The following is a 24816-nucleotide window of genomic DNA, read 5'->3' as shown; positions in this document are numbered from 1 at the left end:
CGTCAGTCAACATCCTTAGTGGATGGCAGTCCGCATTCGCGAGCAGGCTCGCTCCCACAGGGGATTTTTGTTGGGCATGGCATTGTTGTTTACAATGCACGCACCTCCCGCACCGGCTTCCCCATGGACATTGACCTCGCCCGCACTTTTCTGGAAATCGTCCGCCACGGCAGCCTCGCCGCTGCGGCGGAAAAACTTCACGTCACCCAAACCGCGATTACCGCACGCGTGCAGAAACTTGAAAGCCAACTGGGCAGCACCCTGTTCGTGCGCAACCGTGCCGGCGCCCGACTGACGCCGAACGGCGAAGCCTTTGTGGTGTACGCCAATCAACTGGTCGAAACCTGGGACGCCGCGCGCCGGGATTTGCCATTGCCCGAGGGCTACCACAATGTGCTGCACATCGGCGGCGAGGTCAGCCTGTGCAACCCGTTGATGCTCAGTTGGGCCGGGGAACTGCGGGAAAAAATTCCCGGCCATGCACTGCGCATGGAAATACGTGACGGCGAAAACCTGCTGCGCCAACTGGAACTGGGCGTGCTCGATGCCGCCCTGGTCTATCAGCCCGAATACTGGCCGCGCCTGCAAGTCGAGCAAGTGCTGGAAGAAAAGCTGATCCTCGTGCGCCTCGCCGGCAAGCCTGATCCTTACGTGTACATCGATTGGGGCCCGGACTTCCGCCGTCAGCACGATGCTGCACTGCCTGAAAAAGCCAAAGCCGCGCTGAGTTTCAACCTTGGCCCACTGGCGTTGCAATACATCCTGGAAAACGGCGGCAGTGCCTACTTCCGCACGCGCGTCGTGCACAGTTATCTGGAAAGCGGCGTGCTGGAGCAAGTGCCCAAAGCCCCGGAATTCAGCTACCCGACCTATCTGGTCTACTCGAGAGATCGCGATTCGGCGACCCTGCAACGGGCGTTTGACCTGTTGCGCGAAGTGATCCGGTCCGACGATGACTGGTCCCAGCGCTGGAACCCGCTGACCTGAGCGCGGTTTACACCGGAGCATGGCATTTGTGTCCTCAAGGCAACCCGCCGAAAACGCCGGGATCGTCTAATCTGCTGGGATAACAAAAACCACAGGTGAACGCAGTGAGGCAGACCACCGAGGCATTTCGCAGCCGCTACCGCGCAGATATTCACCCCCGCTACAACCCGTGGCTGCATGGCGCGTTTGTCCTGATATTCGGGCTGCTGGCCATCGCCGGCTTCTGGAGCACCGTGCAGCAGGTGCAGCCGCTGGAGTGGTTGGCGCTGCCCCTGACCCTGCTGGTTTTCAATGTGGGCGTGTACACGGTCCATCGCCACCTTGGGCACCACAAAAAGAGCTTCGCGCGGCTGTTTTACGCGCGCCATACCGGTGACCACCACAGCTTCTTCGCGCCCGGCTACATGACCTACGACAGCGCCCGTGACTGGCGGGTGATTCTGTTCCCGGCCTGGCTGATCGTGGTGCACACGCTGGTGATCACCCTGCCCGTCTGGTGGCTGTTGCGGCAGTTCGATACGAATGTCGCCGGGCTGGTCGCGGGTTGTCTGGTCCTGGGCTACCTGACGTACGAAGTGTTCCATGCCTGCGAACATCTACCGCCCGAGAATCCGCTCACGCGCTTGCCGTGGATTCGCCAGATGCGCCGCCTGCACGAACTGCATCACCGTCGGGAGCTGATGCAGGAACGCAATTTCAACATCGTTTTTCCACTCACGGACTACCTGTTCGGCACCCTGTATTGGGAGCCCGAGCCGACCTACCTGACGAGTACGCCCATGACCCGCATGCAGCATCAGATCAAGATTGCCGGCAACCCGATTGAAGTGCTTGCCTACGCCAGCACGGTGACCCGGTGGCCGGAGTGGCACCCCTCGTCGCTGAAAGTCGAGGGCCCGGGCGGCCCGTTGCATGCGGGCTCGCGGTTTGAAGAAGACATCAGGGCCGGTGGCCGCGAAGGGCATTTGACCTGGGCGGTGAACGAGTATCTGCCCGGTCGCCGCTGGAGCGCACAGGCTCATGGCGACAACGGTCTGGCATTGGTGGTGACCTACGAATGTGAGGCCGACGGCGACGGCACGCGGTTTGTCCGCACCCTTGAGTACCAGTTCAGCGGCCTCGCGATGCGCATCGCCAATCGCCTGTTGCTGCGACGCCGGATCGATCGGGAGTCCGCCGCATCCATGCTCGCGCTGCGCGACATGGCGCTCAAGCAGTTGGCCCCGGCAGGAGTCACCGCGTGAGCCGAGCCCTCCGCCGCGTTGTGGTGTTGATGATCGTGGCGATTGCCGCCTTCCTGCTGCTGATGCCCACCAAGGTGCAACCGGTGGCGTGGACACCGCCACCGGCGCCTTCCCTCACCAGTGGGCCCTACGCCGATAATCAGCGCCTTAAAGCGGTGGAGCGTGTAGGCGTCGAGGACATTGACGGGCCAGAGGCCTTGCTGCTGGAAGACGACGTGCTCATCACCGGCCTGCATGACGGTCGGCTGATTCGCACCAGCCTCGACGGCAAGGCCACCAAAGTATTGGCCGATACCGGCGGCAGGCCCTTGGGCCTGGCGCGCCATCCCAATGGTTTGCTGGTGATCGCCGATGGGGTCAAGGGTTTGCTGTCGCTTGACGCGCAAGGACGCTTGATTCCGTTGACTACTACGGCCAACGGTGTGGCGTTTGGTTTTACCGACGACGTGGCTATCGACAAGTCCGGCCATTACGCCTATTTCAGCGACGCCTCCAGCCGCTTCGGTTACGGCCATGATGGCGCGGCGATCATTGAGCACGGCGGCGATGGCCGATTACTGCGCTATGACTTTCAGAGCGGCAAGACCACCGTCCTGCTGGATAAGCTGGAATTTGCCAACGGCGTGGCTCTGGGGCCGGATGAAGCCTTCGTCCTGGTGAACGAAACCGGGGCCTACCGCATCAGCCGCTACTGGCTGAGCGGTCCGAAGGCCGGCACCCACGATGTATTCATCGATAACTTGCCGGGGCTGCCGGACAACCTGTCGTTCAATGGCCGGGACCGTTTCTGGGTAGCGATATATGCACCGCGCAACGCGCTGCTGGATGCCACGGCAGCCCATCCCTTTGCCCGCAAAGTGATTGCGCGAGCGATGACCGTTTTGCCCACACCAGTGGAGAAACGTGGATTTGCGTTAGGGCTGGACGTCGAGGGCAAGGTGATCGCCAATCTGCAGGACGGCAGCCGCGACAACTATTCGCCGATCACCACAGTGCGCGAGTATGGCGAGTGGTTGTATTTTGGGTCGTTGAAGGCCAGGCACATGGTGCGGTTGCCGCTGAGCAGCGCATTGGTGAAATAACCAGGATCAAATGTGGGAGCGAGCCTGCTCGCGAATGCGGTGTGTCAATCGATATCAATGCCGGATCATCGACCGCTTTCGCGAGCAGGCTCGCTCCCACAGGTTTCGTGACTTGCAAACTAACGGGGAGCGGGCTGACCATCGCGCACGCGTTCCGGGTCGAGGTCGGTTCCGTCGTCCTGGTCCATGGGAATGGCGCCTTCGTTGTTCGGCAGTTCGTCGATTCCCGGCTCGTCTTCGGGATTCACGGTAGTGCGCCCCGGGCTCAAGGGTTCGGGTTGGGTAGGGATGGGATCGTAGCCGCCCTGTTCTTCGCTGGGGAATTTTGTGTCAGTCATGAGGCACCTCGCATGGAGCCGAAAAGTCGGACTCTGATCATTCGAGGTGCCGGTATTTATCGCCGTTCCAAATGTTCAGTCACCGGTCGTCGGTGGCTGGGCCCGGCACGTCAAGATGGCGCCTGAAGTTGTTTGACGATCTTGTCCTTGACCTGCAACCGCGTCTCCTTGAGCTTCCTCACGGCGTCATCATTTGATTTGGATTGCTCCGCCTTCACCACTTCGGCATCCGCCTGCGAATACTTGTTGATCAGCGAATCCAGTAACGGATCCTTGGTGCGTTTTTGCTGGATCTCTTCCTTTGAGAGTTTCAGGTCCTGATAAAGATCGTGAATCACCGGCATGGAACACCTCCGTTTGTTGATCGGTAGCAAACGCGATTGATTGCGTTCACCAACTATCAGAATGGCCTCGGTTAGCGCGTTCTGTCGACCGCCTATCAGACCAGCGGTGCCCGTTCGTCGTCCTGTTGCAAAGCCGATAAAACCTTTGCCCGTCTGTCGACCTCCACAGCATAACGATCACTTGATCGCCCATGAAAACCTGTGTGGAGAATAACCAATGGACGGATTCACCCTGCGCCGCCTCGCATTGGCTGTGGCCTTGAGCACCAGCATGGGCGCGGCATTCGCGGCCACTGATAATGATTTTGTCGATAACGCGACTGCCGGCGGCATCGCCGAAATCGAAACCAGCCGGCTGGCTCTGGAAAAAAGTGCCTCGGCCGACGTCAAGGAATTTGCCACGATGATGATCACCGATCATTCCAAGGCAAATGATGAACTGGCGGCCATCGCGAAGAAAAACGACATCGAGGTGCCAGACACCACCACGCTGGTAAAGCAGGCCAAGGAAAAGATCCTCGACATGCGTGATGAGTCCTTCGACGCCGCCTACGCCAACAATCAGGTCAAGGCGCACGAAGACACCATCGAGCTGTTCAAGAAAGAAGCCAATACCGTGACCGACGACAAGGTCAAAGGCGCCACGGAGTTGAAAGGTTTCGCGCAAAAAATGCTGCCGGGCCTGGAAAAACACCTCGCTATGGCGAAAAAACTGCAAGCCGCGCATCCGGGCAAGTAACAACGTTCTGAAAAAAAGGCCGCATCCATTGATGCGGCCTTTTTTGTGCCCGTGTGGTTAGCCGCCATCGGTGTCGATGTCGGCATCAGTGTCCTCGCCGGGCGCAGGTCGATCCGGGTGTGGTTTGAAACCCGGGCTGAACTCGTTGTCGTTATCGGTGTGGACGTTTTTCTGGTCTACCGCCTTATCGGCACTTTCCGGTTCGGCAGTTTTTGCATCGTCGTCGATCTCTCGTGCATCTGTCATAAACACCTCACTGCAATTACGCGGCTGAACAGTTACTCTTGTAGTTTCGAAACTTTGCCTCAGGCAACGTTCCCTCGAATAAGCCACCGATGCGGTGTGCGCCGGATGAAAATTTCCTGCGGGCAGCGAACAACTATTTGATTCGACAAATGTCACTGACTTGCACCGGTCGTTTTTCGGGGAATCGGCGCATATGACCTACGGAGTCCACGCACATGGCAGCACTGCAAACCACCACACTCGACGCGATCAAGAAAAATCAGACGCAACTGCTTGGCGAGTGGTCTAACGGCCTCGACACCAGCGGCGCCACACGCAATATCAAAGAGCAGGACCTGAAACAGCAGACGACTGAATTCCTGCAACTGATCGTCTCGGGTATCGAACAAGGCAACGGCTCGAATGTGGCGGCGCCAGGCTGGGACGACATTCGCCAGTTCCTTGAAAAACTCTCCCATAGCCGCGCCCTCCTCGGCCAGGATTCGCACCAGACCGCGAGCTTTATCTTCGCCCTGAAAGGTCCTCTGTTTGCACTGCTGCAAAACCACTACCAGGACAATCCTGCGCTGTTGGCCGAGCAAATCTGGGAAATTTCCGTATTGCTCGATGCGCTGGGCATGCACACCATCCGCACGTTCCAGAAATCCCGCGAAGCGGTGATCAAGCGTCAGCAGGAAGAACTGCTGGAGCTGTCCACCCCCGTGGTCAAGCTTTGGGACGGCGTACTCGCGCTGCCAATGATTGGCACACTGGACTCGCAACGCACCCAGGTAGTGATGGAATCGCTGCTGCAGCGGATCGTCGATACCGGCTCGGAAATCGCCATCATCGACATCACTGGCGTTCCGACCGTGGACACGCTGGTCGCTCAACATTTGCTGAAAACCGTGACCGCCATTCGCCTGATGGGTGCCGATTGCATTATCAGCGGCGTGCGTCCGCAAATCGCCCAGACCATCGTGCACCTGGGCCTCGATCTGCAAGGCGTCGTCACCAAAGCCAACCTTGCCGATGCATTGAAACTGGCCCTGACCCGACTGGGCATTACCGTCAGCAAGACGGTATAAGCCGATGGAACGCATTCCAATTCTGAAAATGGGCGCCTTTCTGCTGGTGACCATTCAGGTCGACATGCACGATCAACTGGCCTTGACCCTGCAGGACGACCTGTCTGAACGGATCAACGCCACGTCTGCGCGTGGCGTGTTGATCGATATTTCCGCGCTGGACATGGTCGATTCGTTCATCGGCCGGATGATCGGCACGATCTCAGGCCTGTCGAAAATCATGGACGCTGAAACCGTGCTGGTGGGCATGCAACCTGCCGTAGCGATTACGCTGGTTGAACTCGGCATGACCTTGCCCGGCGTGAGCACCGCGCTCAATGTCGAACGCGGAATGAAACTGCTTCAGGATCGAGTGAACGGGCAATGACCGTGCGCAGCAGCGGCAGCCAACCCATTCATATCGAACAGGACGTGGTGCTGGCGCGCCAGACCGCGCGCAAGCTGGCCACCGAATGCGGCATGCGCCTGATCGACCTGACCAAACTGGTGACGGCCGTCAGCGAGCTGGCGCGCAACACCATGGTCTATGGCGGTGGCGGCGACATGGACTGGCAAATTCTCGAGGAAAACGCGCGCACCGGATTGCGCCTGACCTTTCGCGATGAGGGGCCGGGCATCCCCGATATAAAGTTGGCGATGACCGACGGCTGGACCTCGGGCAGCGGCCTGGGGTTGGGTCTCACGGGCGCCAAACGGCTGGTGGAAGAGTTCGAACTCGACACCGCGCCGGGCCAGGGCACTCGCATAACGATCACCCGATGGACATGAACATTCGCGGTTCGATGACGCAGGTGCTGCCGATCGAAGACAGCAGCCAGATCGGTCATGCACGCCGCACCGCCCAGCAACTGGCGGAACAATACGGGTTCGACGCCACCGACGCCGGGCGTGTTGCGCTGGTCGCCACTGAGCTGGCCAGCAACATTCTCAAGCACGCCTCCCGCGGTGAACTGCACCTGAACGTGTTAGCGCGGACAGCCGGTGCGGGCATTGAAATGCTCGCCATCGACCGCGCCAAGGGTTTCGATCTGCATGCGTGCCTGGCCGACGGTTTTTCCACCCGTGGCACCCAGGGCATCGGCCTTGGCGCCATGTCGCGCCAGGCTGATGTGTTCGACGCCTACAGCGACGCGCGAGGCTCCGTGCTGTTGACTCGGTTTTACCCGCGCAACGACAAGGCAGCGGATCGACGGTTTGGTGTCAGCCAGCACGCCTTGCACCACGATCCGGCCTGCGGCGATGTCTGGCACCTGGCGTTCGACGGGCCGCGCATCAGTGCGCTGGTGATCGACGGCCTGGGCCATGGTGAAGAAGCGGAACGGGGCGCCCGCGACGGCGAAAAAACCTTCGCCCTGTCGCCGTTCGATACGCCGGTCCTGTTGCTCGAAGACATCCACCGGTCCATGATCGGCAGCCGCGGCGGCGCCCTGGCGATTGCCCAGTTCGACGGCAGCGCCAATGCGCTGAAATTCATCGGCATTGGCAACATCGGTGCGTGCCTGATCGCGCCGGACAAATCCCGCGGACTGGCCTCCCATCCCGGCATCGTCGGCGGGCAATACCGGAAAGCGCAACCCTTTGACTATGCTCATGTGAATGGACAACTGTTGATCATGTACAGCGACGGCCTGCAGTCCCGTTGGAACCTGCAAGACTACCCCGGCCTGGTGCATCGTCATCCCGCCGTGATTGCCGCCCTGCTGCACCGCGATTTCTGCCGTGGCCGGGACGACGTCACGGTGTTGGTCATTGCCCTGGAGACCGCCCATGGCTGAGAAGCCCCCGACTCCAATTGACGAGCAAGCCGCACTGGTCGCGCGTCTGCAAAGCGAAGCCATGGCACTGCGTGAAGAGCTGGACGAAACCAACCAGGGCGTTCTGGCGCTGTACGCCGAGCTCGACACTCAGGCCGAAGAGTTACGCCAGGCGTCGGACCTCAAAAGCCGTTTCCTGTCGTACATGAGCCATGAGTTCCGCACCCCGCTGGGTTCGATCCTGAGCATCGCCAGCCTGTTGACCGATGAACTCGACGGGCCGTTGAGCCTGGAACAGCACAGGCAGGTGGCCTTCGTCAGCACCGCCGCCCGTGAACTGAGCGACATGGTCGACGACCTGCTGGACCTGGCGAAGATCGAAGCCGGGCGCATCAGCATCTCGCCCGCCTGGTTCGACATGTTCGATCTGTTCTCCGCCCTGCGCGGCATGTTCCGGCCCATTGTCGATGCCAGTGCCGTGGACCTGATTTTCGAAGAGCCGGTCGGGCTGCCACGGCTGTACACCGACGACAAGAAACTCGCGCAGATCCTGCGCAACTTCATTTCCAACTCGCTGAAGTTCACCACCCGCGGCGAAGTCCGCGTTTCCGCGCGGCTGCAGGGCAACGACCGGGTACGCTTCGCCGTGGCGGACACCGGAATAGGTATCGCTGCGGAGCTACATGGGGCATTGTTCGAAGACTTTTCCCAGGTCGACTCGCCCCTGCAAAAACGTTTGCGCGGGACCGGCCTGGGCTTGTCCTTGTGCAAACGCTTCGCTGAACTGTTGGGAGGTGAAGTCGGGGTCGAGAGCACGCCGGGGGTCGGTTCGACCTTTTTCGTGATCATCCCGCTGGCCATCGCCATGGAGCCTGCCGATGAAACGTGATATCCGCCTGCTGATCGTCGATGACAACGTCGCCACGCGCTACGCCCTGCGTCGACGTCTGGAACGGCATGCCTACGTGGTGCTCGAAGCAGGCACCGGCGGCGACGGGCTGGCCCTGATCGCCAGCGAATCGATCGATGCGCTGATCCTCGACGTCAACCTGCCGGACATGAGCGGCTTCGACATTGTGCGCAAATTGCGCTCCGAGGCCTCCACCGCGCTGTTGCCGGTGATCCACGTTTCCGCCGCCTCGATCCAGACCGGCGACATCATCACCGGCCTCGATGCCGGTGCCGATGCCTACCTGATTCATCCCATCGACCCGGATGTGCTGCTCGCAACGCTGCGCACGCTGCTGCGGGTCCGGGATACCGAAAACGCCCTGCGGGAAAGCGAGGCGCGTTTTCGCGAGATTTTTGTCAACGTCTCGGCGCCCATCGCCGTGCTGGACGCGCAGTTCAAAGTGCATGAATGCAACCACGCGTTCTCCCGCCTGATCCAGGACAATCGCGATCCGGACGCCCTGCGCGAGTGCTTCGCCGATCAGCAGGAGTCGATCCTCGACGAACTGGGCGTGCGCCTGACGGCTGGCGAGCGCTGGAAAGGCACGCTGAACATGCGTGTCGAGGGCGAGGTGCGGGAAACCGAGTGGCAGATCTCGCCCTATCGCACGCCAGAGCTGAGCCTGGTGTTTGTCGAGGATGTCACCGAACACCGCCACCGCGAACGCTCGCACCTGGCCCGGCTCGACGATGCAACCTCGCAGCTGGAACATGAAATCGCCTCACGGGTGCGCACCGAAGCGCAGTTGCTGCAAGTGCAGAAAATGGACGCGCTGGGCAAACTCACCGGTGGCATCGCCCATGACTTCAACAATCTGCTGACCGGCATTATCACCAGCCTGGAGCTGATCCAGAAACGCATCGACGACGGGCGCACCGACAAAGTCCGGTTTTACGCCGAAGCCGCGCTGGGTTCGGCCACCAGCGCCGCCTCATTGACGCATCGCCTATTGGCTTTTGCCCGTCAGCAACCGCTCGACACCCGGCCGGTGGACGTCAATGAACACATTCGTTCGCTGGAAGAATTGCTGGTGCGCACCATTGGTGAACACATCGCGCTGAAACTCGAACTGACCTCCAAGGCCGCCATTGCGCTGGTCGACCCGATACAGCTGGAAAGTGCGGTGCTGAATCTGGTGATCAACGCGCGCGATGCCCTGCCCCAGGGCGGGAATATCTGGGTCAGCACCTATGCGGCCTACTCGCATGGCGATTTGAAACTGGCGGACGGCGCCTATGTCGCGCTGGCAGTGCGCGACGACGGCACGGGCATCGAACACCATGTGATCGATAAAGTCTTCGAGCCGTTTTTCACCACCAAGCCACTGGGCCAGGGCACCGGGCTGGGGCTGTCGAGCATCTACGGGTTTGCCCGGCAATCGGGGGGCGATGCGCACATTCGCAGCGTGGCCCGGCGCGGCACTGAAGTCACGATCATGTTGCCGGCCACCTCGGACCCGACCACTGCTGATGTCGTGCCGGAGTACGTGGATCAGCAAGGTTTGGGCGAACATGTGCTGATCGTCGAAGACATGCCGGCGGTGCGCCTGTTTGTCGCCGAGGTGCTGGCGGACGCCGGCTATCGCTGCACGCAAGCGGGTGATATCGAAAGCGCGCTGGAACGGCTGCAAAACGACCCGTCCATTGATCTGATGCTGACGGACGTCGGACTGCCGCGCATGAACGGGCGGGAGCTGGCGGATGTGGCCCGGGGTTGGCGCGAAAAGTTGCCGATCCTGTTCATGACCGGTTACGCGGAGAATGCGATCAATCGCCAGGTGTTCCTCGGCGATGGCATGGACATGCTGATCAAACCCTTTCAGATCAACGAGCTGCTGGACAAGGTTCGCCGCACCCTCGACGGCGCCTGAAGATCAAAAGATCGCAGGCTTCGCCAGCTCCTACCCGGGCACGCCGATCCAGTGTAGGAGCTGGCGCAGCCTGCGATCTTTTGATTTATCGCGACCCCAGCACCCGGGCCAAAAACGCCGCGGTCCGGCTCTTTTTGCTCTTGGCGACTTTCTGCGGCGTGCCCGCCACCACAATCCTGCCGCCCTGATCCCCGGCCCCCGGCCCGATGTCGATCACCCAGTCACTCTGCGCAACCACGCGCATTTCATGTTCGACAACGATCACCGTGTGCCCCGCCGTCACCAGCGTATTCAACTGCTCGAGCAAGCGATCGACATCCCGCGGGTGCAACCCCGTAGTCGGCTCATCGAGCACATACAACGTTGCCCCACGCTGATTGCGTTGCAGCTCGGTGGCCAGTTTGATTCGCTGCGCTTCACCGCCGGACAGTTCAGTGGCCGGCTGGCCGAGACGCAGGTAACCCAGGCCAATATCGCGCAGCACTTCCAGCGAACGACGGATTCCCGGTTGCTCCGTGAACACCTCGACCGCTTCGTCCACCGTCAACTGCAACACCTGCGCGATGTTCAAACCCTGCCAGATAATGGCCAGCGTCTGCGGGTTGTAGCGTGCGCCATGACACGTCGGGCACGGTGCATAGACGCTGGGCATGAACAGCAACTCGACGCTGACAAAGCCTTCACCTTCGCAGGTCGGGCAGCGGCCCTTGGCGACGTTGAAGGAGAACTGTCCGGCGTCATACCCGGCGGCCTGGGCCTCGGGTGTCGCGGCGTACAACTTGCGCACGTTGTCGAACAGCCCGGTGTAGGTCGCCAGGTTCGAGCGCGGCGTGCGGCCGATGGGTTTCTGATCGACTTGCACCAGACGCTTGATCGACTCCAGCCCCGCGCTGACCTGACCGCCGCTGACTTGCGGCGCATCGTCCTCAAGGCTCAGCTCTTCGGCCTCGGGGTCACTGGCCGCACGCCCCAGATGCGCCCCCACCAGCTCCAGCAACGCCTGGCTGACCAGGCTTGATTTACCTGAACCCGAGACGCCCGTCACCGAGGTAAAACAGCCCAGCGGAAACTCGACGCTGAGGTTGTTCAAGTTGTTGCGAGTGATGCCCTCCAGCCGCAGCCAGTCGGTCGGTTTGCGGCTGGTTCGGGGTTGAGTGACCTGCTCGGCGAACAGGTAAGCCCGAGTCTGCGAGTTGGCCACTTCGGCCAGTCCCTCGGGCGGACCGCTGTACAGAATGCGCCCGCCATGCTCCCCCGCCGCCGGGCCGACATCGATCAACCAATCGGCGCGGCGCATGGTTTCCAGGTCATGTTCGACCACAAACAAGGTGTTCCCGGCGGCCTTCAAACGTTGCAGGGCTTCAAACAATGCTTCGCCATCCGCCGGGTGCAAGCCGGCCGAGGGCTCATCCAGCACGTAAATCACCCCGAACAATTGCGAACCCAGTTGCGTCGCCAGGCGCAGGCGCTGCAACTCGCCGGATGACAAGGTCGGCGTGCTGCGCTCCAGCGCCAGATAACCGAGGCCCAGATCGGTCAGGGTGCTGACCCGCTCCAGCAAATCCTGGGCGATCCGTTGCGCCGCCAGGCGTTTCTCCACCGACAGGTTGGGCGTGTGCCGCACATCCGGTGCATTGGCGTGAGCGCTGGCGCCATGGGCCACGCGTTGCTCACGCGCCTCGCGGGTCTGCTCATGGCTCAAGACCTCTCCCGCCTCATCGGCCTGTTCGAGGTAGCTGTGAGCGGCCACCGGCCGCAACACCTCGGCCACTTGCAGCAACGGCATTTGCGATAACTCGCCGATGTCATAGCCGGCGAAGGTCACCGACAAGGCCTCGCGTTTCAGCCGTTTGCCGTCGCACAACGGGCACGGGCTGCCCAGCATGAATTGCGAAACACGCTTCTTCATCAACGCACTTTGGGAATGACTGAACGTGTGCAGGATGTAGCGCCGCGCCCCGGTGAAGGTGCCCTGATAGCTCGGTTCCATATTGCGCTTGAGGGCGACTTTGGTTTCTGCCGGCGTGAGCCCGGCGTACACCGGCACCGTCGGGGTTTCTTCGGTGAAGAGAATCCAGTCACGCTGCTTTTTCGGCAGATCACGCCAGGGTTTATCGACGTCGTAACCCATCGTCACGAGGATGTCCCGCAGGTTCTGTCCCTGCCACGCCGTGGGCCAGGACGCGACCGCACGCTGGCGAATGGTCAGGTTCGGGTCCGGGACCATCAGGGCTTCGGTGACTTCATAGACCCGTCCCAAGCCGTGACAGTCGGGGCACGCGCCTTGGGGCGTGTTGGGCGAAAAATCCTCGGCATACAACATCGGCTGTCCCGGCGGATAGCTGCCGGCGCGGGAGTAGAGCATGCGGATCAGGCTCGACAGCGTGGTCACGCTGCCCACCGAAGAGCGCGTGCTCGGCGTGCCCCGTTGCTGTTGCAAGGCGACGGCGGGCGGCAGGCCTTCAATGGAGTCGACGTCCGGCACTCCGACCTGATCGATCAGACGCCGCGCATAAGGCGCCACGGATTCGAAATAGCGTCGCTGCGCTTCGGCATACAAGGTCGAAAAGGCCAGCGACGATTTGCCCGAGCCGGACACGCCCGTGAACACCACCAAGGCGTCACGCGGGATATCAACGTCGACGTTCTTGAGGTTGTGCTCACGGGCACCACGCACTCGGACCATGCCGGAAGGGGGATTGGAGGTGCGCTTGGTGGTCATGGGATACCTTGAATAGTGTCTGCCTGCGATTGGGCACGATTCAGACCGTAGGAGCTGCCGAAGGCTGCGATCTTTTGATCTTTCTCTGGTGCGATGCCCAAGATCAAAAGATCGCAGCCTTCGGCAGCTCCTACAGGGAATTGGGGTTCAGCCATTGAGCACGGTGCGGACCATTCGGGTCAGCGCCTCGGGGCTGTAGGGTTTACTGAGTAAAAACGTGTCGGGGCTGAGTTGGTGGTTGCGCGAAATAATGTCGCGGGTGTGGCCAGACGTGAACAACACTGCCACCGGTGGCGTCTGCACTTTGGCCCAGGCCGCCAGGTCCGAACTTTTGATCAACCCAGGCATGACCACGTCGGTGAAGATCAGCTCCACCGCCACGCCGTCCAGCAACATCTGCATCGCGGCGTCGCCGTTGGCAGCGGTCAGGACCCGGTAGCCTTCTTCACACAGCAGCTCCACCACCGAGCTGCGCACCGCCTCGTTGTCCTCGACCACCAGAATGGTTTCGTGCCCGCCCCGATGCTGCGCATCCGGGGTCGCCGGTTCACTCGGCAACGGCCGCAGGCTTCGCGGAAAATACAGCTGCACCCGAGTGCCCTGCCCCTCGACGCTGGACATCTCGATGTGCCCGCCGCTCTGTTTGACGAACCCGAACACCATGCTCAGCCCCAGCCCCGTGCCCTGACCATCGGCCTTGGTGGTGAAAAACGGCTCGAACGCCTGAGCCAGAATATGCGCTGGCATGCCGGCGCCCGTATCGGCCACGGCGACACGCACATAATCGCCGGCGACGATGCCTTTACCGGCGCAGAACCTGCGGTCAAGGGCGACGTTCTCGGCACTCAATTCAATGGTCCCTTCACCCTGCATGGCGTCGCGCGCATTGATCGCCAGGTTGAGGATGGCGTTTTCCAGCAGGTTGCGATCGACGTTGATATGCCAGGAGGCTTGCGGCAGCCGCACATCGATCTGGATGGTTTCACCCAGTGCCCGCTGCAACAATTCGCCCAGGCCTTCGAAGATCTGGCGCGGGTCGCAGACCGCCGGCGACAACGGTTGGCGACGGGCGAAGGCGAGCAATTGCGAAGACAGTTTTGCCCCGCGTTCCACTGCCGCAATCGACGCCGAGACCCGACGCTGCACGTTGGCATTGTCCGGCTCATGCCGCGCCAACAAATGCAGGTTGCCGGCGATCACTTGCAACAGGTTATTGAAGTCATGGGCCACGCCACCGGTAAGGCCGCCGATGGCTTCGAGTTTCTGCGACTGGCGCAACTGTTCTTCCGCCGCCAGCCGCGCACCGACTTCATCGGCAACGCGCTGTTCCAGGTTACGGGTGAACTTGAGCAAGGATTCTTCGGCGGTCTTGCGTTCGTGGATGTCGATCAACACGCCGGGAAAGCGGAACGGTTGGCCCTGTTCATCGAACTCGCAGCAGCCGCTGGCCTGTACCCACAAGTAACTGCCATCCGGGCGCAGCACCCGGTACTCGGCGTTGAAGGGCTCGCCGGTGGTCACGGATTGATTGACCTGTTCCTTGACCCAGTCGCGGTCGTCAGGGTGAATCCGCGCTTCGGCGAATTCGGTTGGCAGGTCGCCGAGGTTGCGTTCGGCCGGATAGGAGAAGGTGCGGGCAAAGCGCTCATCGCCGGACAGCAGATTGCCCTTGATGTCCCACACGAACGAGCCGAGCAAAGCCCCGGCATTCAACGCCAGGCGCACTCGTTCATTGTCGGCGCGATAGGCGTCTTCGGCCTCTTGGCGCCGGCGCTCGGAGATCACATGGTCGGTGGTTTCGACCACCATCGCCATGACCCCGGCCGGCTCGCCGCGGTCATTGGCCACCGGGCTGTAATAGAGGTCAAGCCAGACATCCTCGGGAACGCCGTCGCGCAACAGCACCAGTTCTTTATTGTGATAGGACAAGGTGCCGCCGGCCAGACAGGTATCGACCACGTGCCGGTTGAATTCGGCGACTTCCGGCCAGCCCAGTTCCACCGGCGAGCCCAGCAGATACGGGTGTCGGCCTCCGGCGAACGATGAGTACGCATCGTTGTAGATCATGTAGCCGAGGCGGCCCCACAGCATCACCATCGGCAGCGGCGAGGCGAGCAATAACTGCACCGCGCTGCACAGGCTGGCGGGCCAGGTCTCGAGGTTCCCCAGCTCGGTCCGGCTCCAATCGAACGCACGAATGCGCCCGGCCATTTCACCCTCCCATCCGGCACACCCGTGGCTATCGTCTAGAAACTGCATCGACTGATTCTGTGTCCGTGTGAATGGCGTCGTCTGTTTCGAGCATCGCGCGCGCCAATGGTTTCATGGAGGTATGGGCTGAATCTTGTGGCTCATTTCAGTGAACCAGAATCTGTGGCTGCCACAGATCCCTGTGGGAGCGGGCTTGCCCGCGATGAGGGCGTGACGGTCAATATTTTTATCGACTGCTATACCGCTATCGCGGGCAAGCCCGCTCCCACAGGTTGCGAATCCAGCTTTTAGTAGGGAGGTTATACCTCAATCAAATGCTTCATCGGATGGTAGCCAGTTTTGAGCGTGGCGGCGACGTCCAGAATCGATCAGGCGCAAGCCGACGCGCTCGTTGCAGGCATGGACGGAGGCGAGCGGTTTTGGCCGGTGATCAAGTAGGCGCTGCCGCAGGCTGCGATCTTTTGATCCTCAGGGTCCTCAAAAACAAAAATCAACAGATCGCAGCCTGCGGCAGCTCCTACAGTGGGGGTCAATGAAAATCCCGGCTGCGGATGCTGATACCGTCGAGCAAGGGGCTCAGGTCGCTCAAACGCCCGGCGATCAAATGGCGCACCTCGCCTTGCTGCTCCCAGCGCCCATCGACCTTGAGCAGTTGCGAGCCGACCAGCACTTGTCGCTGCCGCTCAGCCAGGTCGCGCCAGACCACCACGTTGACGTTGCCGAACTCGTCTTCAAGGGTGACGAAGGTCACCCCACTGGCGGTGCCCGGGCGCTGGCGGCCGGTCACCAGCCCGGCGACGCTGACCGGGCGGCCATTTTCGATCGCCAGCAATTCCTTCGAACTGCGGCAGCGCCGGGCTTTCAACTCGCCTCGTAGCAGGGCCAATGGATGCGGGCCGAGGGTGGTGCCGACGCTGTTGTAATCGGCCAGCAGGTCTTCACCCACCGTGGGTTTTGGCAGCGACACCCTGTCCTCATCCTGACTCGGCAAACCGGCAAACAAGCCCAATTGTTTTTGCACCCCCGCCACTTCCCAGCGCGCCCGATGGCGGTCACCGGCCAAACCGCGCAGCGCGCCGGCATCGGCCAGTTGCTCTTGCGCACGGGCATCGAGTCGCGCCCGTTCGCCGAGGTCGGCAATGTCGATGAACGCACCTTTCGCCCTCGCGACTTCAATGCGCCGGGCATCGTCCTCGCGAAAGCCCTTGATCATCCGTAACCCCAGGCGAATCGCCGGCTGCGCGCCGATGATCGGTTCAAGGCTGCAATCCCAGTCGCTGGCGCGCACGTCCACCGGGCGAATCTGCAAATGGTGCCGGCGAGCGTCCTGCAGAATCTGGTCCGGGCTGTAAAAACCCATCGGCCAGCTGTTGATCAGCGCACAGGCAAAGGCCGCCGGTTCGTGGCATTTCAACCAGCAACTGGCGTACGTCAGCAAGGCGAAACTGGCGGCGTGGGACTCGGGAAATCCGTAACTGCCGAAACCTTTGATCTGCTCGAAAATCTGCGCGGAAAACTCCGGCGTGTAGCCGTTTTTCTTCATCCCGGCGGCCAGGCGTTCCTTGTGCGGCTCCAGTCCGCCATGACGTTTCCAGGCCGCCATGGAACGGCGCAACTGATCGGCTTCGCCGGGGCTGTAGTCGGCGGCGACGATGGCGATCTGCATGACCTGTTCCTGAAACAGCGGCACGCCGAGGGTGCGTTTCAACACATCCCTCAACTGTTCGGAGGGGTAGCTTTCCAGTTCTTCCTTGTTCCGTCGGCGCAAATACGGATGCACCATGCCGCCCTGAATAGGTCCGGGCCGAACAATCGCCACCTCAATCACCAGATCATAAAACGTGCGGGGCTTGAGCCTGGGCAGCATGGACATTTGTGCGCGGGATTCGATCTGGAACACGCCGACGGTGTCGGCACGGCTGATCATCTCGTAGGTTTGCGGGTCTTCGGAAGGCACCGTCGCCAGACTCAAGTCCCGGCCGCGATGACGGCGCAGCAAATCGAAACAGCGGCGAATCGCGCTGAGCATGCCCAAGGCCAGAATATCCACCTTGAGCAACCCGACCGCGTCCAGATCATCCTTGTCCCACTGGATGATGGTGCGCTCGGCCATCGCCGCGTTTTCCACCGGCACGAGGCTGTCCAGCGGCTGCTCGGAAATGACGAAGCCGCCGGGGTGCTGCGACAAGTGCCGGGGGAAACCGATCAGCTGTTGGGTCAAGCTCAATACCCGGCGCAGCACCGGGCTCTCGGGATCGAAGCCGCCTTCAAGCAGGCGTTCGACGGGCGGCGTGTTGTCACTCCAGTGCCCGCAGCAATCGGCCAGCGCATTGATCTGATCCGGCGGCAGCCCCAAGGCCTTGGCGACATCGCGCACCGCACCGGCAGCGTGGTAGGTGCTGACCACCGCGGTCAACGCCGCGCGAGTGCGGCCATAGCGCTGGAACACATACTGCAGCACTTCTTCGCGGCGTTCGTGCTCGAAGTCCACATCAATGTCCGGCGGCTCGTTGCGTTCCTTGGACAGAAAACGCTCGAACAGCATGTTCATCCGGTCCGGGTCGATCTCGGTGATGCCCAGGGCGAAACACACCGCCGAGTTGGCCGCCGAGCCTCGCCCCTGGCAAAGGATTCTCTCGCGCCGGGCGAAGGCGACGATGTCCTGAACCGTCAGAAAATAGCTTTCATAACCCAGCTCGGCGATCAGCCCCAGTTCCTTGTCGATCAGCGCGCGCACCTTGTCGCTCGCACCTTCAGGCCAGCGCTCGCGGATGCCCCGTTCGGTCAGTTCACTCAGCCAGGACGCTGCGCTGTGTCCTTGCGGGACCAATTCGCGGGGGTACTGATAACGCAATTGGCCGAGGTCAAAGGTGCAGCGCCGGGCGATGTTCAGGGTTTCATCGAGCAAGGCTTGCGGATAGATCGCGTGCAAGGCGTCGAGACTGCGCAGATGCCGTTCGCCATTGGGGTGCAGGCGCAATCCGGCCTCGGCCACCGACACGTGATGACGGATGGCGGTCATGGTGTCCTGCAGGGCGCGACGGCCACGGATGTGCATGTGCACATCGCCGCTGGCCACTGCCGGGATGTGCACTGCCCTGGCCAACGTCAGTAATGCGCTCAATCGCCCGCTGTCGTCCTGGCTGCGATGTAGCTGGACCGCCAGCCACACTCGTTCGGCGAAGGTCTGCTTGAGCCAGTGGCCGCTGGCCACATCATCCACGGCATCCGGCACCCACAACACCAGCAGCCCCGGCATCGGCTCGCTGAAATCCTCCCGCAACACTTGATACTGACCTTTTTGCGTACGGCGCCGCGCTCGGGTAATCAGCCGGCACAGGCTCTGATAGCCCGCAAGATTTTCCACCAGCAGCACCAGTTTCGGGCCGTTCTCGATCCGCACTTCGCTGCCGATAATCAGCGGCAACTCCACGGATTTCGCCGCCTGCCAGGCGCGGACGATGCCGGCCAGGGTGCATTCATCGGTGATCGCCAGCGCTTGATAGCCCTGTTTTTTCGCCTGTTGAAATAGTTCAAGGGCGCTGGAGGCCCCGCGCTGGAAACTGAAGTTCGACAGGCAATGCAGCTCGGCATAACCGATGCTCATGCGAACCAGCCCTGCAACCACAACGGGCCGCTTTCACCGACCGCACGATAGGCCCAGCCCTGCTGGCCATTACGGGTTTCGATCAGGTAATAATCCCGGCGCACGTCGGCGCCGTCCCACCAACCGGTCTCGATACGCTCCGGCCCCATGAGGATGCGCGTCGAACCTTCGTGGACCGCCTGCGGTTGCGCCAGCAACCAGCCCGGACGCTGCACGCCAGGCATGACGGCGCAGCGCTGACTGTCGACATTGGCTTGCCACGCGCACTCCGGCCGGTGATCGGCCTGGAAGCGCAAGCCATGCACCGCGTCATCCCCCAGCCGCGCGCGCAAGCGTTCGCGCAGTTGCTCCCAAGGCAAGGACTGCTGCGGACGGTCGTCGAACAGTTCCTGAAACTGGGGAACGAAAGCCGGCAAGTCTTCGGCGCGCAGGCGGAAACCGCGCACCGGCGCTTCCACCTGGACTTGTTCCAGACGGCCTCGGGCCAGTTCAAAGAGCATCGCCGGATCGCGTTCGGCGCTGAGCAAACCGACCTTGATCACGCTGTCCGGCAAGCCGGCGTGTTCCAGGTGCAGGTCGAAACGCTGCACGCCGCTGTCGCGTCCGCACAGATACGCCGCCAGATCACCGGTCAAGCGGCGCAACGGGAACAGCAGCGCCTGATGGGACTGCACGTCGAAATTGAGCTCGATGCGCACATCGAAGCGGTCCGGCGGCAGGTAAAACGCCAGCGCCAGTCGCCGTGTGCCGAGCAGCGCATCCAGATGCTTGAGCACCTGAGACTCGAACCGCCGGGCCAGACTGTGCCGGGGCAACGCCTGCACCTGATTCAAGGTGCGTAGCCCCATGCGCGACAACGCCGTGGCGACGTTGGCCTCCAGCCCGATCCGGTCGACGGGCAATTGCCCCAGATGATGCTGCAAGGCTTGATCGTCCGGCACCACCAGACCGTCATAGGCGTTAGCCAGAATCCGCGCCGCCACCGGGTTGGGCGCGGCAACGATGCGGTGGCGAAACCCCAGCTCGCCAAGTTCGTCGCGCAAGCGCTTTTCGAGCTGCGGCCAGTCGCCGAACAACCCCAGGCTCGACTCGATTTCAAACACCACCGCACGCGGGTAATGCACGCTGACCTGAGAGCTGAAACGGTAGGCCCACGCGGCGAGAAACTGTTGCCAATGCTCGATTTCGGCGACGTCGTATTCGGCGGTGACAAAGCCTTTGCTCAAGGCCTGCGCGGCGGTCATCGACTGGCCGGGACGCAATCCCAGCGCTCGTGCCGACGCGTTGACCGCCTGCAACACCCGACGCTGTGCCGGGCCCGTCAGCAGCGCCAGCGGTTCATCGGGATCGGCGCGCTGACGCAGTACCGCGTCCAGCGCCAATTGCGGGAAAAGAATACACACCCAGCGCATGGCAACCTCAATGCCCCACGGGGAAGGCAATCGGCGCCGAACGGGCCAGCCCGCCACGGCACTTGAGCACGCGCAGTTGCGCAGGCCTGGCGTCGATGGCGATGCGCAGCGCGGCCGGTGACGGGTTGATCGCTTCATTGATCGAGCGGTAGGCAAACGCCAGGGTCGAGCCGGTTTCCGCCGCCACCTGCAAGCGCCGCAACGCCCGGTCATCGGCCTTGTGCGGCCAGCACAGCACCGCGCCGCAGCTGCCCGAGCGCAGGCATTGTTCCGCCGCCCACAGGGCATCGCGCTCGCTGGCCTGGATGATCGACAACTGGCGCAGGTCAACCCCGGCGTTTTGCCAGGCTTGCGGATAGGGGACGTAGGGCGGCGCCACCAGCACGATGCGCTCGCCCGCCGCCGCCAGCCGCGCCAGCGCCGGCCACACCAGTTGCAACTCGCCGACGCCCTGCCCCGCCAGGAGGATTTCGGTCAGCGCCGCTTCCGGCCAGCCGCCGGTGGGCAACGCCGCATCCAGCGTGGCATGCCCGGTGGGTTGCGGGCTGGCAGTGGGTGGCGCAGGCCGGCCCTTCCAGACCTGGCCGCCATTGAACAGCGTATCCAGTGCAACGACGGCGCCCATCACCCTTGCCTCACCAGGCCGCAGAACACGCCTTCGATGGCGAGATCCTGATCGGGCTGAACATTGATTGGCTTATAGGCCGGGTTGCGCGGCAACAGGCGCACCGCGTCACCGACCCGCTCGAAACGTTTGATCGTGACTTCGCCGTCCAGCCGCGCCACGACGATCTGGCCGTTGAGCGCTTCGGGGTTGCGGTGCACGCCCACCAGGTCACCGTCGAGAATGCCGTCCTCGATCATCGAGTCACCCTTGACCCGCAGCATGTAATCCGGCACCCGGGAGAAGATCGACGGGTCGAGCAACAAACGGCTGTGGACCTCGGCATCGGCCCCGATCGGCGCACCCGCTGCGACCCGGCCGAGGACAGGAATGTCCAGCAACTCGGGCCGCGCCGGCTGCCCAAGCAAACGAATGCCCCGGGCCTGATGCGCATTGACCTCGATGAAACCGGCCTCGGTCAACGCCAGCACATGCTTGCGCGCCACGCTGCGGGAGGCGAAACCAAAGGCCTCGCTGATTTCAGCGAGGCTCGGGGACTGACCGTGCTCCGCGATTCGATCGCGGATAAAGGTCAGGATGGCGGTACGGCGGGGAGTTAAAGTCGTCATGGAGTACATTTGTACTCTTTCGGCATTTCCCTGGCAAGGATTTGTAGGAACCGCCTGTAGGAATTGCGTGTATGGACCGTAGGAGCTGTCGAAAGAAACGAGGCTGCGATCTTTTGACTTTGATTTTTTAAAAACAAGATCAAAAGATCGCAGCCTCGTTTCTCTCGACAGCTCCTACACCGCTCCTACGCAGCTTCTACAGAGGACGCCAGAAACCCTGCGATGTAATCGATAAACGCCACGACCTTGGCCGTCGCCCGCCGATGACTCGGGTACACCGCCAGGATGTGCGCGCCAAAGCTGTCCGGGTCGATCTCGTAATCAGCCATCACCCGCACCAGCCGTCCGTCGGCAATGTACGGCGCGGCACTCCACAGCGGTGTGTGCAGCAAGCCGCGTCCGGCCAGCGCATTGGCCAACAGCAGGTCGTAATTGTCGCTGCGCAGTCGCGGCGACGGGGGTTGCGGCAGGCTCAAACGCTGGCCGTCGCGTTCGGCCCACCAGAATTCGCGGCTGAGCAACGGATGGCGATACAGCAGCCATTCGTGGTCATCGAGGGTTTGTGGCGTGACCGGCAACCCCTTGCGCGCCAGATACGCCGGGCTGGCACACAACGCCAGCCGATTGCTGCCAACGACCCGGGCAATCAACCCCGGCAAATCGTCATGGCCTTCGCGCAAGGCCAGGTCGTAGCCGCTTTCCAGCAAGTTGACGAACTCATCGCAGAGGTCCACTTGCAGATTGATCTGCGGGTATTGCTCCAGAAAACCGCCACAGACCTGATCGAGAAAAGCCTGGCCGTACGCCAGCGGCGCGGTGATTTTCAGACTGCCGCGCAGGCCGTGTTGCAACTGCTCGATCTCCTCGCCGGCCTCGTCCAGACGCTGCAACACCTGACGCGCCGTCTCCAGGTAGAGCCGTCCCGATTCCGTCAGCAGAATTCGCCGCGTACTGCGCTCGAACAATCGCGCGCCGAGTTCGGCTTCCAGATGATTGACCGCCTTGGTCAGGGCCGACGGCGTCTTGCCCAGTTGCTCGGCCGCCCGACTGAAACTGCCCAGTTGCGCCGTGACCACGAACATTTTCAACGCACCCAACTTGTCCATTCTTTTTCCATTCAGGCAAAAACGTTTTTCGTGAGCGAGGCGTTCTGCCGAGCGCGACAAGCCACTAATCTGGCCATCAGACGCAATAACAAGGAAACATTCAATGAAAAGATTCATCCCGAATCTATTGATGGCCGCAATGGGTTTTGCCTCGATGGAAGCCATGGCAGCCGCCGATCTGGTGCTGCTCAACGGCAAGATTTTCACCGCCGACCGCGCCCAACCGAACGTGCAGGCATTGGCGGTGCAGGACGGCAAAGTGCTGCAAGTCGGCAGCGACGCGCAGATCAAGGCCTTGATCGAATCCGGAACCAAGGTGGTCGATCTCGGCGGCAAGGCATTGATGCCCGGCCTGATCGACAGCCATTCCCACGCGATTTTCGGCGGTCTGGAGATGGCTTCCGCCAACATGGAAGACGAGGTGGTTGACCTCGACGAACTGGAAAAACGCCTCAAAGGCTGGCGTGACGATGGTAAGGCGAAGCATGGCGATGTCCTGAGCGTGGCCGGCATGAGTTCGGCTTACTGGGCCCAGGCCGAAGCGTTGGGCAAAAAATTCAACAGCGGCGAATGGGCCACGGTGCCGGTGGTGTTCACTGGCAGCGACCACCACACCGCGTGGGCCAATAACGTCATGCTGGAACGCGCGGGCATTAATGCAGCGCTGCTGAAAACCCTGCCGGACGCCGAGAAAGACACGATCGGCACACTCGCCGATGGCAACCCCAACGGTTTCGTGGTGGACGCCGGCTGGGATCGCGTCGCCTCGAAAATGCCGGTGCCGAGCGCCGCCAACATGCTCAAAGCCGCGCAATCGGCTGTGCGCTACAACAACAGCCTCGGCATCACCGCGTGGATGGACCCCGCCGCCAACGCCGCGCCCGGCGAGCCGGTGTTCGCGCTCAAACCGACGGAGAAAACCGTCGGCGTCCTGCCCGCCTACAAAGCGCTGTCCGAAACCGGCGGCATGAGCGTCCACGTGGCCGCGCTGCTGGTGGCCAATCCGAAAAGCGTACCGGCCGATCTCGAGACGCTTGACAAGGTTCGTCAGCAATTTCAGGGCATCCCCAACCTGTCCCTGCCGGGCGTGAAAATTTTCGCCGACGGCGTGATCGAGTACCCGGCGCAGAGCGCGGCGATGATCGATCCGTACAGCAATTCGCACAAACAGGGCGAACTGCTGATCGATCCCAAGCATTTCGGCGAGCTGGTCAGCGCCATCGATCAGCGCGGCTGGCGGGTGCACATCCACGCCATCGGCGACCGCGCGGTGCGTGAGGCGCTGAACGGCATTGCTCAGGCGCGCAAGGATCGCCAAAGCGGCGTGACGCATTCGATCACGCACCTGCAAATGGTCAACCCGAAAGAGTTTGCGCGGTTCAAACCGCTCGACGTCATCGCCTCGATGCAGCTGCTGTGGGCCACCGCCGACGATTACACCCTGGACATGATCAAGCCGTACGTCAGCGCCCTCGCCTTCCGCTACCAATACCCGGCGCACTCGCTGCTCAAACAGGGCGCGACCATCGCGGGCGCCAGCGACTGGCCGGTATCCTCATCCAACCCGTGGAACGCCATGGCCCAGGCCATCACCCGCGACGGCCCGCTGGGCGTGCTCAACGCCGACGAGCGCCTGGACCGCGAAACCATGTTCTATGCCTACACCCTCAACGCGGCCCGGACCATCGGCCTGGAGCAGCAGATCGGTTCGCTGAGCACTGGCAAGCAAGCCGATTTCATCGTGCTCGACCGCGATGTCTTCAGCGTCGACAACAAAGCCCTGCATGACACCCAAGTGCTGCAAACCTGGTTTGCCGGCCGCGAAGTCTACACACGCCCCCTCTAAAAATAATCACCCGAACCACTGCCCGTCCCCCGCACGCATTGCCGGGGAGCGGCGCA

The 24816-nt window shown here is 62.0% G+C and carries 21 protein-coding genes; 11 read left to right on the top strand and 10 right to left on the bottom strand.

Features of this window, described 5'->3' with window-relative positions; translation table 11 throughout:
- Positions 1 to 123 precede the first annotated feature (123 nt).
- The 3 genes from F8N62_RS09935 (at position 124) to F8N62_RS09925 (ending at position 3313) form a co-directional block, all read left to right on the top strand.
- Positions 124 to 987 carry a LysR family transcriptional regulator gene (locus F8N62_RS09935; protein WP_150710800.1) on the top strand — a complete coding sequence of 288 codons (864 nt, stop codon included), beginning with the start codon at positions 124 to 126 and terminating at the stop codon, positions 985 to 987.
- Positions 988 to 1091: 104 nt separating this feature from the next.
- Entirely contained in the window at positions 1092 to 2231 is a 1140-nt protein-coding gene (locus F8N62_RS09930; protein ID WP_150710799.1) for a sterol desaturase/SRPBCC family protein, read from the top strand.
- 29 nt (positions 2232 to 2260) lie between these two features.
- Positions 2261 to 3313, top strand: coding sequence for an SMP-30/gluconolactonase/LRE family protein (locus F8N62_RS09925; RefSeq protein ID WP_412071975.1), 1053 nt, complete (start codon positions 2261 to 2263; stop codon positions 3311 to 3313).
- 119 nt (positions 3314 to 3432) lie between these two features.
- On the opposite strand, the gene F8N62_RS09915 is transcribed toward F8N62_RS09925, so the two are convergent.
- Together F8N62_RS09915 and F8N62_RS09910 are read right to left on the bottom strand one after the other, a co-directional pair.
- Entirely contained in the window at positions 3433 to 3651 is a 219-nt protein-coding gene (locus tag F8N62_RS09915) for a hypothetical protein (RefSeq protein ID WP_150710796.1), read from the bottom strand.
- A 110-nt stretch (positions 3652 to 3761) separates the two neighbouring features.
- Positions 3762 to 3995, bottom strand: a complete 234-nt coding sequence (locus F8N62_RS09910) for a DUF465 domain-containing protein (protein ID WP_150710795.1) — start codon at positions 3993 to 3995, stop codon at positions 3762 to 3764.
- Positions 3996 to 4212: 217 nt separating this feature from the next.
- On the opposite strand from F8N62_RS09910, the gene F8N62_RS09905 reads away from it, so the two are divergent.
- Positions 4213 to 4734, top strand: coding sequence for a DUF4142 domain-containing protein (locus F8N62_RS09905; RefSeq protein WP_150710794.1), 522 nt, complete (start codon positions 4213 to 4215; stop codon positions 4732 to 4734).
- Between the two features lie 57 nt (positions 4735 to 4791).
- On the opposite strand, the gene F8N62_RS09900 is transcribed toward F8N62_RS09905, so the two are convergent.
- The gene (locus F8N62_RS09900) at positions 4792 to 4980 is read right to left on the bottom strand and encodes a hypothetical protein (protein ID WP_150710793.1); all 189 of its coding nucleotides are present in this window, start codon (positions 4978 to 4980) and stop codon (positions 4792 to 4794) included.
- 215 nt (positions 4981 to 5195) lie between these two features.
- On the opposite strand from F8N62_RS09900, the gene F8N62_RS09895 reads away from it, so the two are divergent.
- The 6 genes from F8N62_RS09895 to F8N62_RS09870 are packed head-to-tail and all read left to right on the top strand — an operon-like array spanning position 5196 to position 10623.
- Positions 5196 to 6047, top strand: coding sequence for an STAS domain-containing protein (locus F8N62_RS09895; RefSeq protein WP_150710792.1), 852 nt, complete (start codon positions 5196 to 5198; stop codon positions 6045 to 6047).
- A 4-nt stretch (positions 6048 to 6051) separates the two neighbouring features.
- The gene (locus F8N62_RS09890; protein WP_150710791.1) at positions 6052 to 6414 is read left to right on the top strand and encodes an STAS domain-containing protein; all 363 of its coding nucleotides are present in this window, start codon (positions 6052 to 6054) and stop codon (positions 6412 to 6414) included.
- Positions 6411 to 6815, top strand: coding sequence for an anti-sigma regulatory factor (locus F8N62_RS09885; RefSeq protein WP_150710790.1), 405 nt, complete (start codon positions 6411 to 6413; stop codon positions 6813 to 6815). The genes F8N62_RS09890 and F8N62_RS09885 overlap by 4 nt, the downstream gene beginning before the upstream one ends.
- On the top strand, positions 6812 to 7822 hold the full coding sequence (locus F8N62_RS09880) for an ATP-binding protein (protein ID WP_150710844.1): 1011 nt from the start codon (positions 6812 to 6814) through the stop codon (positions 7820 to 7822). Before F8N62_RS09885 ends, F8N62_RS09880 begins: the two co-directional genes overlap by 4 nt.
- Complete coding sequence (locus tag F8N62_RS09875; RefSeq protein ID WP_150710789.1) at positions 7815 to 8690, top strand: sensor histidine kinase; 876 nt, start codon at positions 7815 to 7817, stop codon at positions 8688 to 8690. The genes F8N62_RS09880 and F8N62_RS09875 overlap by 8 nt, the downstream gene beginning before the upstream one ends.
- A complete protein-coding gene (locus tag F8N62_RS09870; RefSeq protein WP_150710788.1) occupies positions 8680 to 10623 on the top strand; it encodes a response regulator in 1944 nt (647 codons plus the stop codon). The genes F8N62_RS09875 and F8N62_RS09870 overlap by 11 nt, the downstream gene beginning before the upstream one ends.
- An 85-nt stretch (positions 10624 to 10708) precedes the next feature.
- On the opposite strand, the gene uvrA is transcribed toward F8N62_RS09870, so the two are convergent.
- From uvrA to F8N62_RS09835, 7 genes are all read right to left on the bottom strand, one after another.
- Entirely contained in the window at positions 10709 to 13345 is a 2637-nt protein-coding gene (gene uvrA / locus F8N62_RS09865) for an excinuclease ABC subunit UvrA (RefSeq protein ID WP_150710787.1), read from the bottom strand.
- A gap of 147 nt (positions 13346 to 13492) precedes the next feature.
- On the bottom strand, positions 13493 to 15604 hold the full coding sequence (locus tag F8N62_RS09860) for a PAS domain-containing sensor histidine kinase (protein WP_150710786.1): 2112 nt from the start codon (positions 15602 to 15604) through the stop codon (positions 13493 to 13495).
- A gap of 481 nt (positions 15605 to 16085) precedes the next feature.
- Entirely contained in the window at positions 16086 to 19184 is a 3099-nt protein-coding gene (locus F8N62_RS09855) for an error-prone DNA polymerase (RefSeq protein ID WP_224791356.1), read from the bottom strand.
- A complete protein-coding gene (locus tag F8N62_RS09850) occupies positions 19160 to 20575 on the bottom strand; it encodes a Y-family DNA polymerase (protein WP_150710784.1) in 1416 nt (471 codons plus the stop codon). The genes F8N62_RS09855 and F8N62_RS09850 overlap by 25 nt, the downstream gene beginning before the upstream one ends.
- 7 nt (positions 20576 to 20582) lie before the next feature.
- Positions 20583 to 21200 (bottom strand): translesion DNA synthesis-associated protein ImuA, encoded by a 618-nt coding sequence (gene imuA / locus F8N62_RS09845; protein WP_150710783.1) that lies wholly within the window; start codon positions 21198 to 21200, stop codon positions 20583 to 20585.
- On the bottom strand, positions 21200 to 21817 hold the full coding sequence (lexA, locus tag F8N62_RS09840; RefSeq protein ID WP_150710782.1) for a transcriptional repressor LexA: 618 nt from the start codon (positions 21815 to 21817) through the stop codon (positions 21200 to 21202). Before lexA ends, imuA begins: the two co-directional genes overlap by 1 nt.
- 176 nt (positions 21818 to 21993) lie before the next feature.
- A complete protein-coding gene (locus tag F8N62_RS09835) occupies positions 21994 to 22914 on the bottom strand; it encodes a LysR family transcriptional regulator (protein WP_150710781.1) in 921 nt (306 codons plus the stop codon).
- A gap of 103 nt (positions 22915 to 23017) precedes the next feature.
- Between F8N62_RS09835 and F8N62_RS09830 the strand changes: the two genes are divergently transcribed.
- Positions 23018 to 24760, top strand: a complete 1743-nt coding sequence (locus F8N62_RS09830; RefSeq protein WP_150710780.1) for an amidohydrolase — start codon at positions 23018 to 23020, stop codon at positions 24758 to 24760.
- Positions 24761 to 24816: the final 56 nt, after the last annotated feature.

This window comes from Pseudomonas fluorescens (assembly GCF_902497785.1).
GTDB lineage: Bacteria > Pseudomonadota > Gammaproteobacteria > Pseudomonadales > Pseudomonadaceae > Aquipseudomonas > Aquipseudomonas fluorescens_BO.
This window is presented reverse-complemented; position numbering and strand designations above follow the sequence as displayed.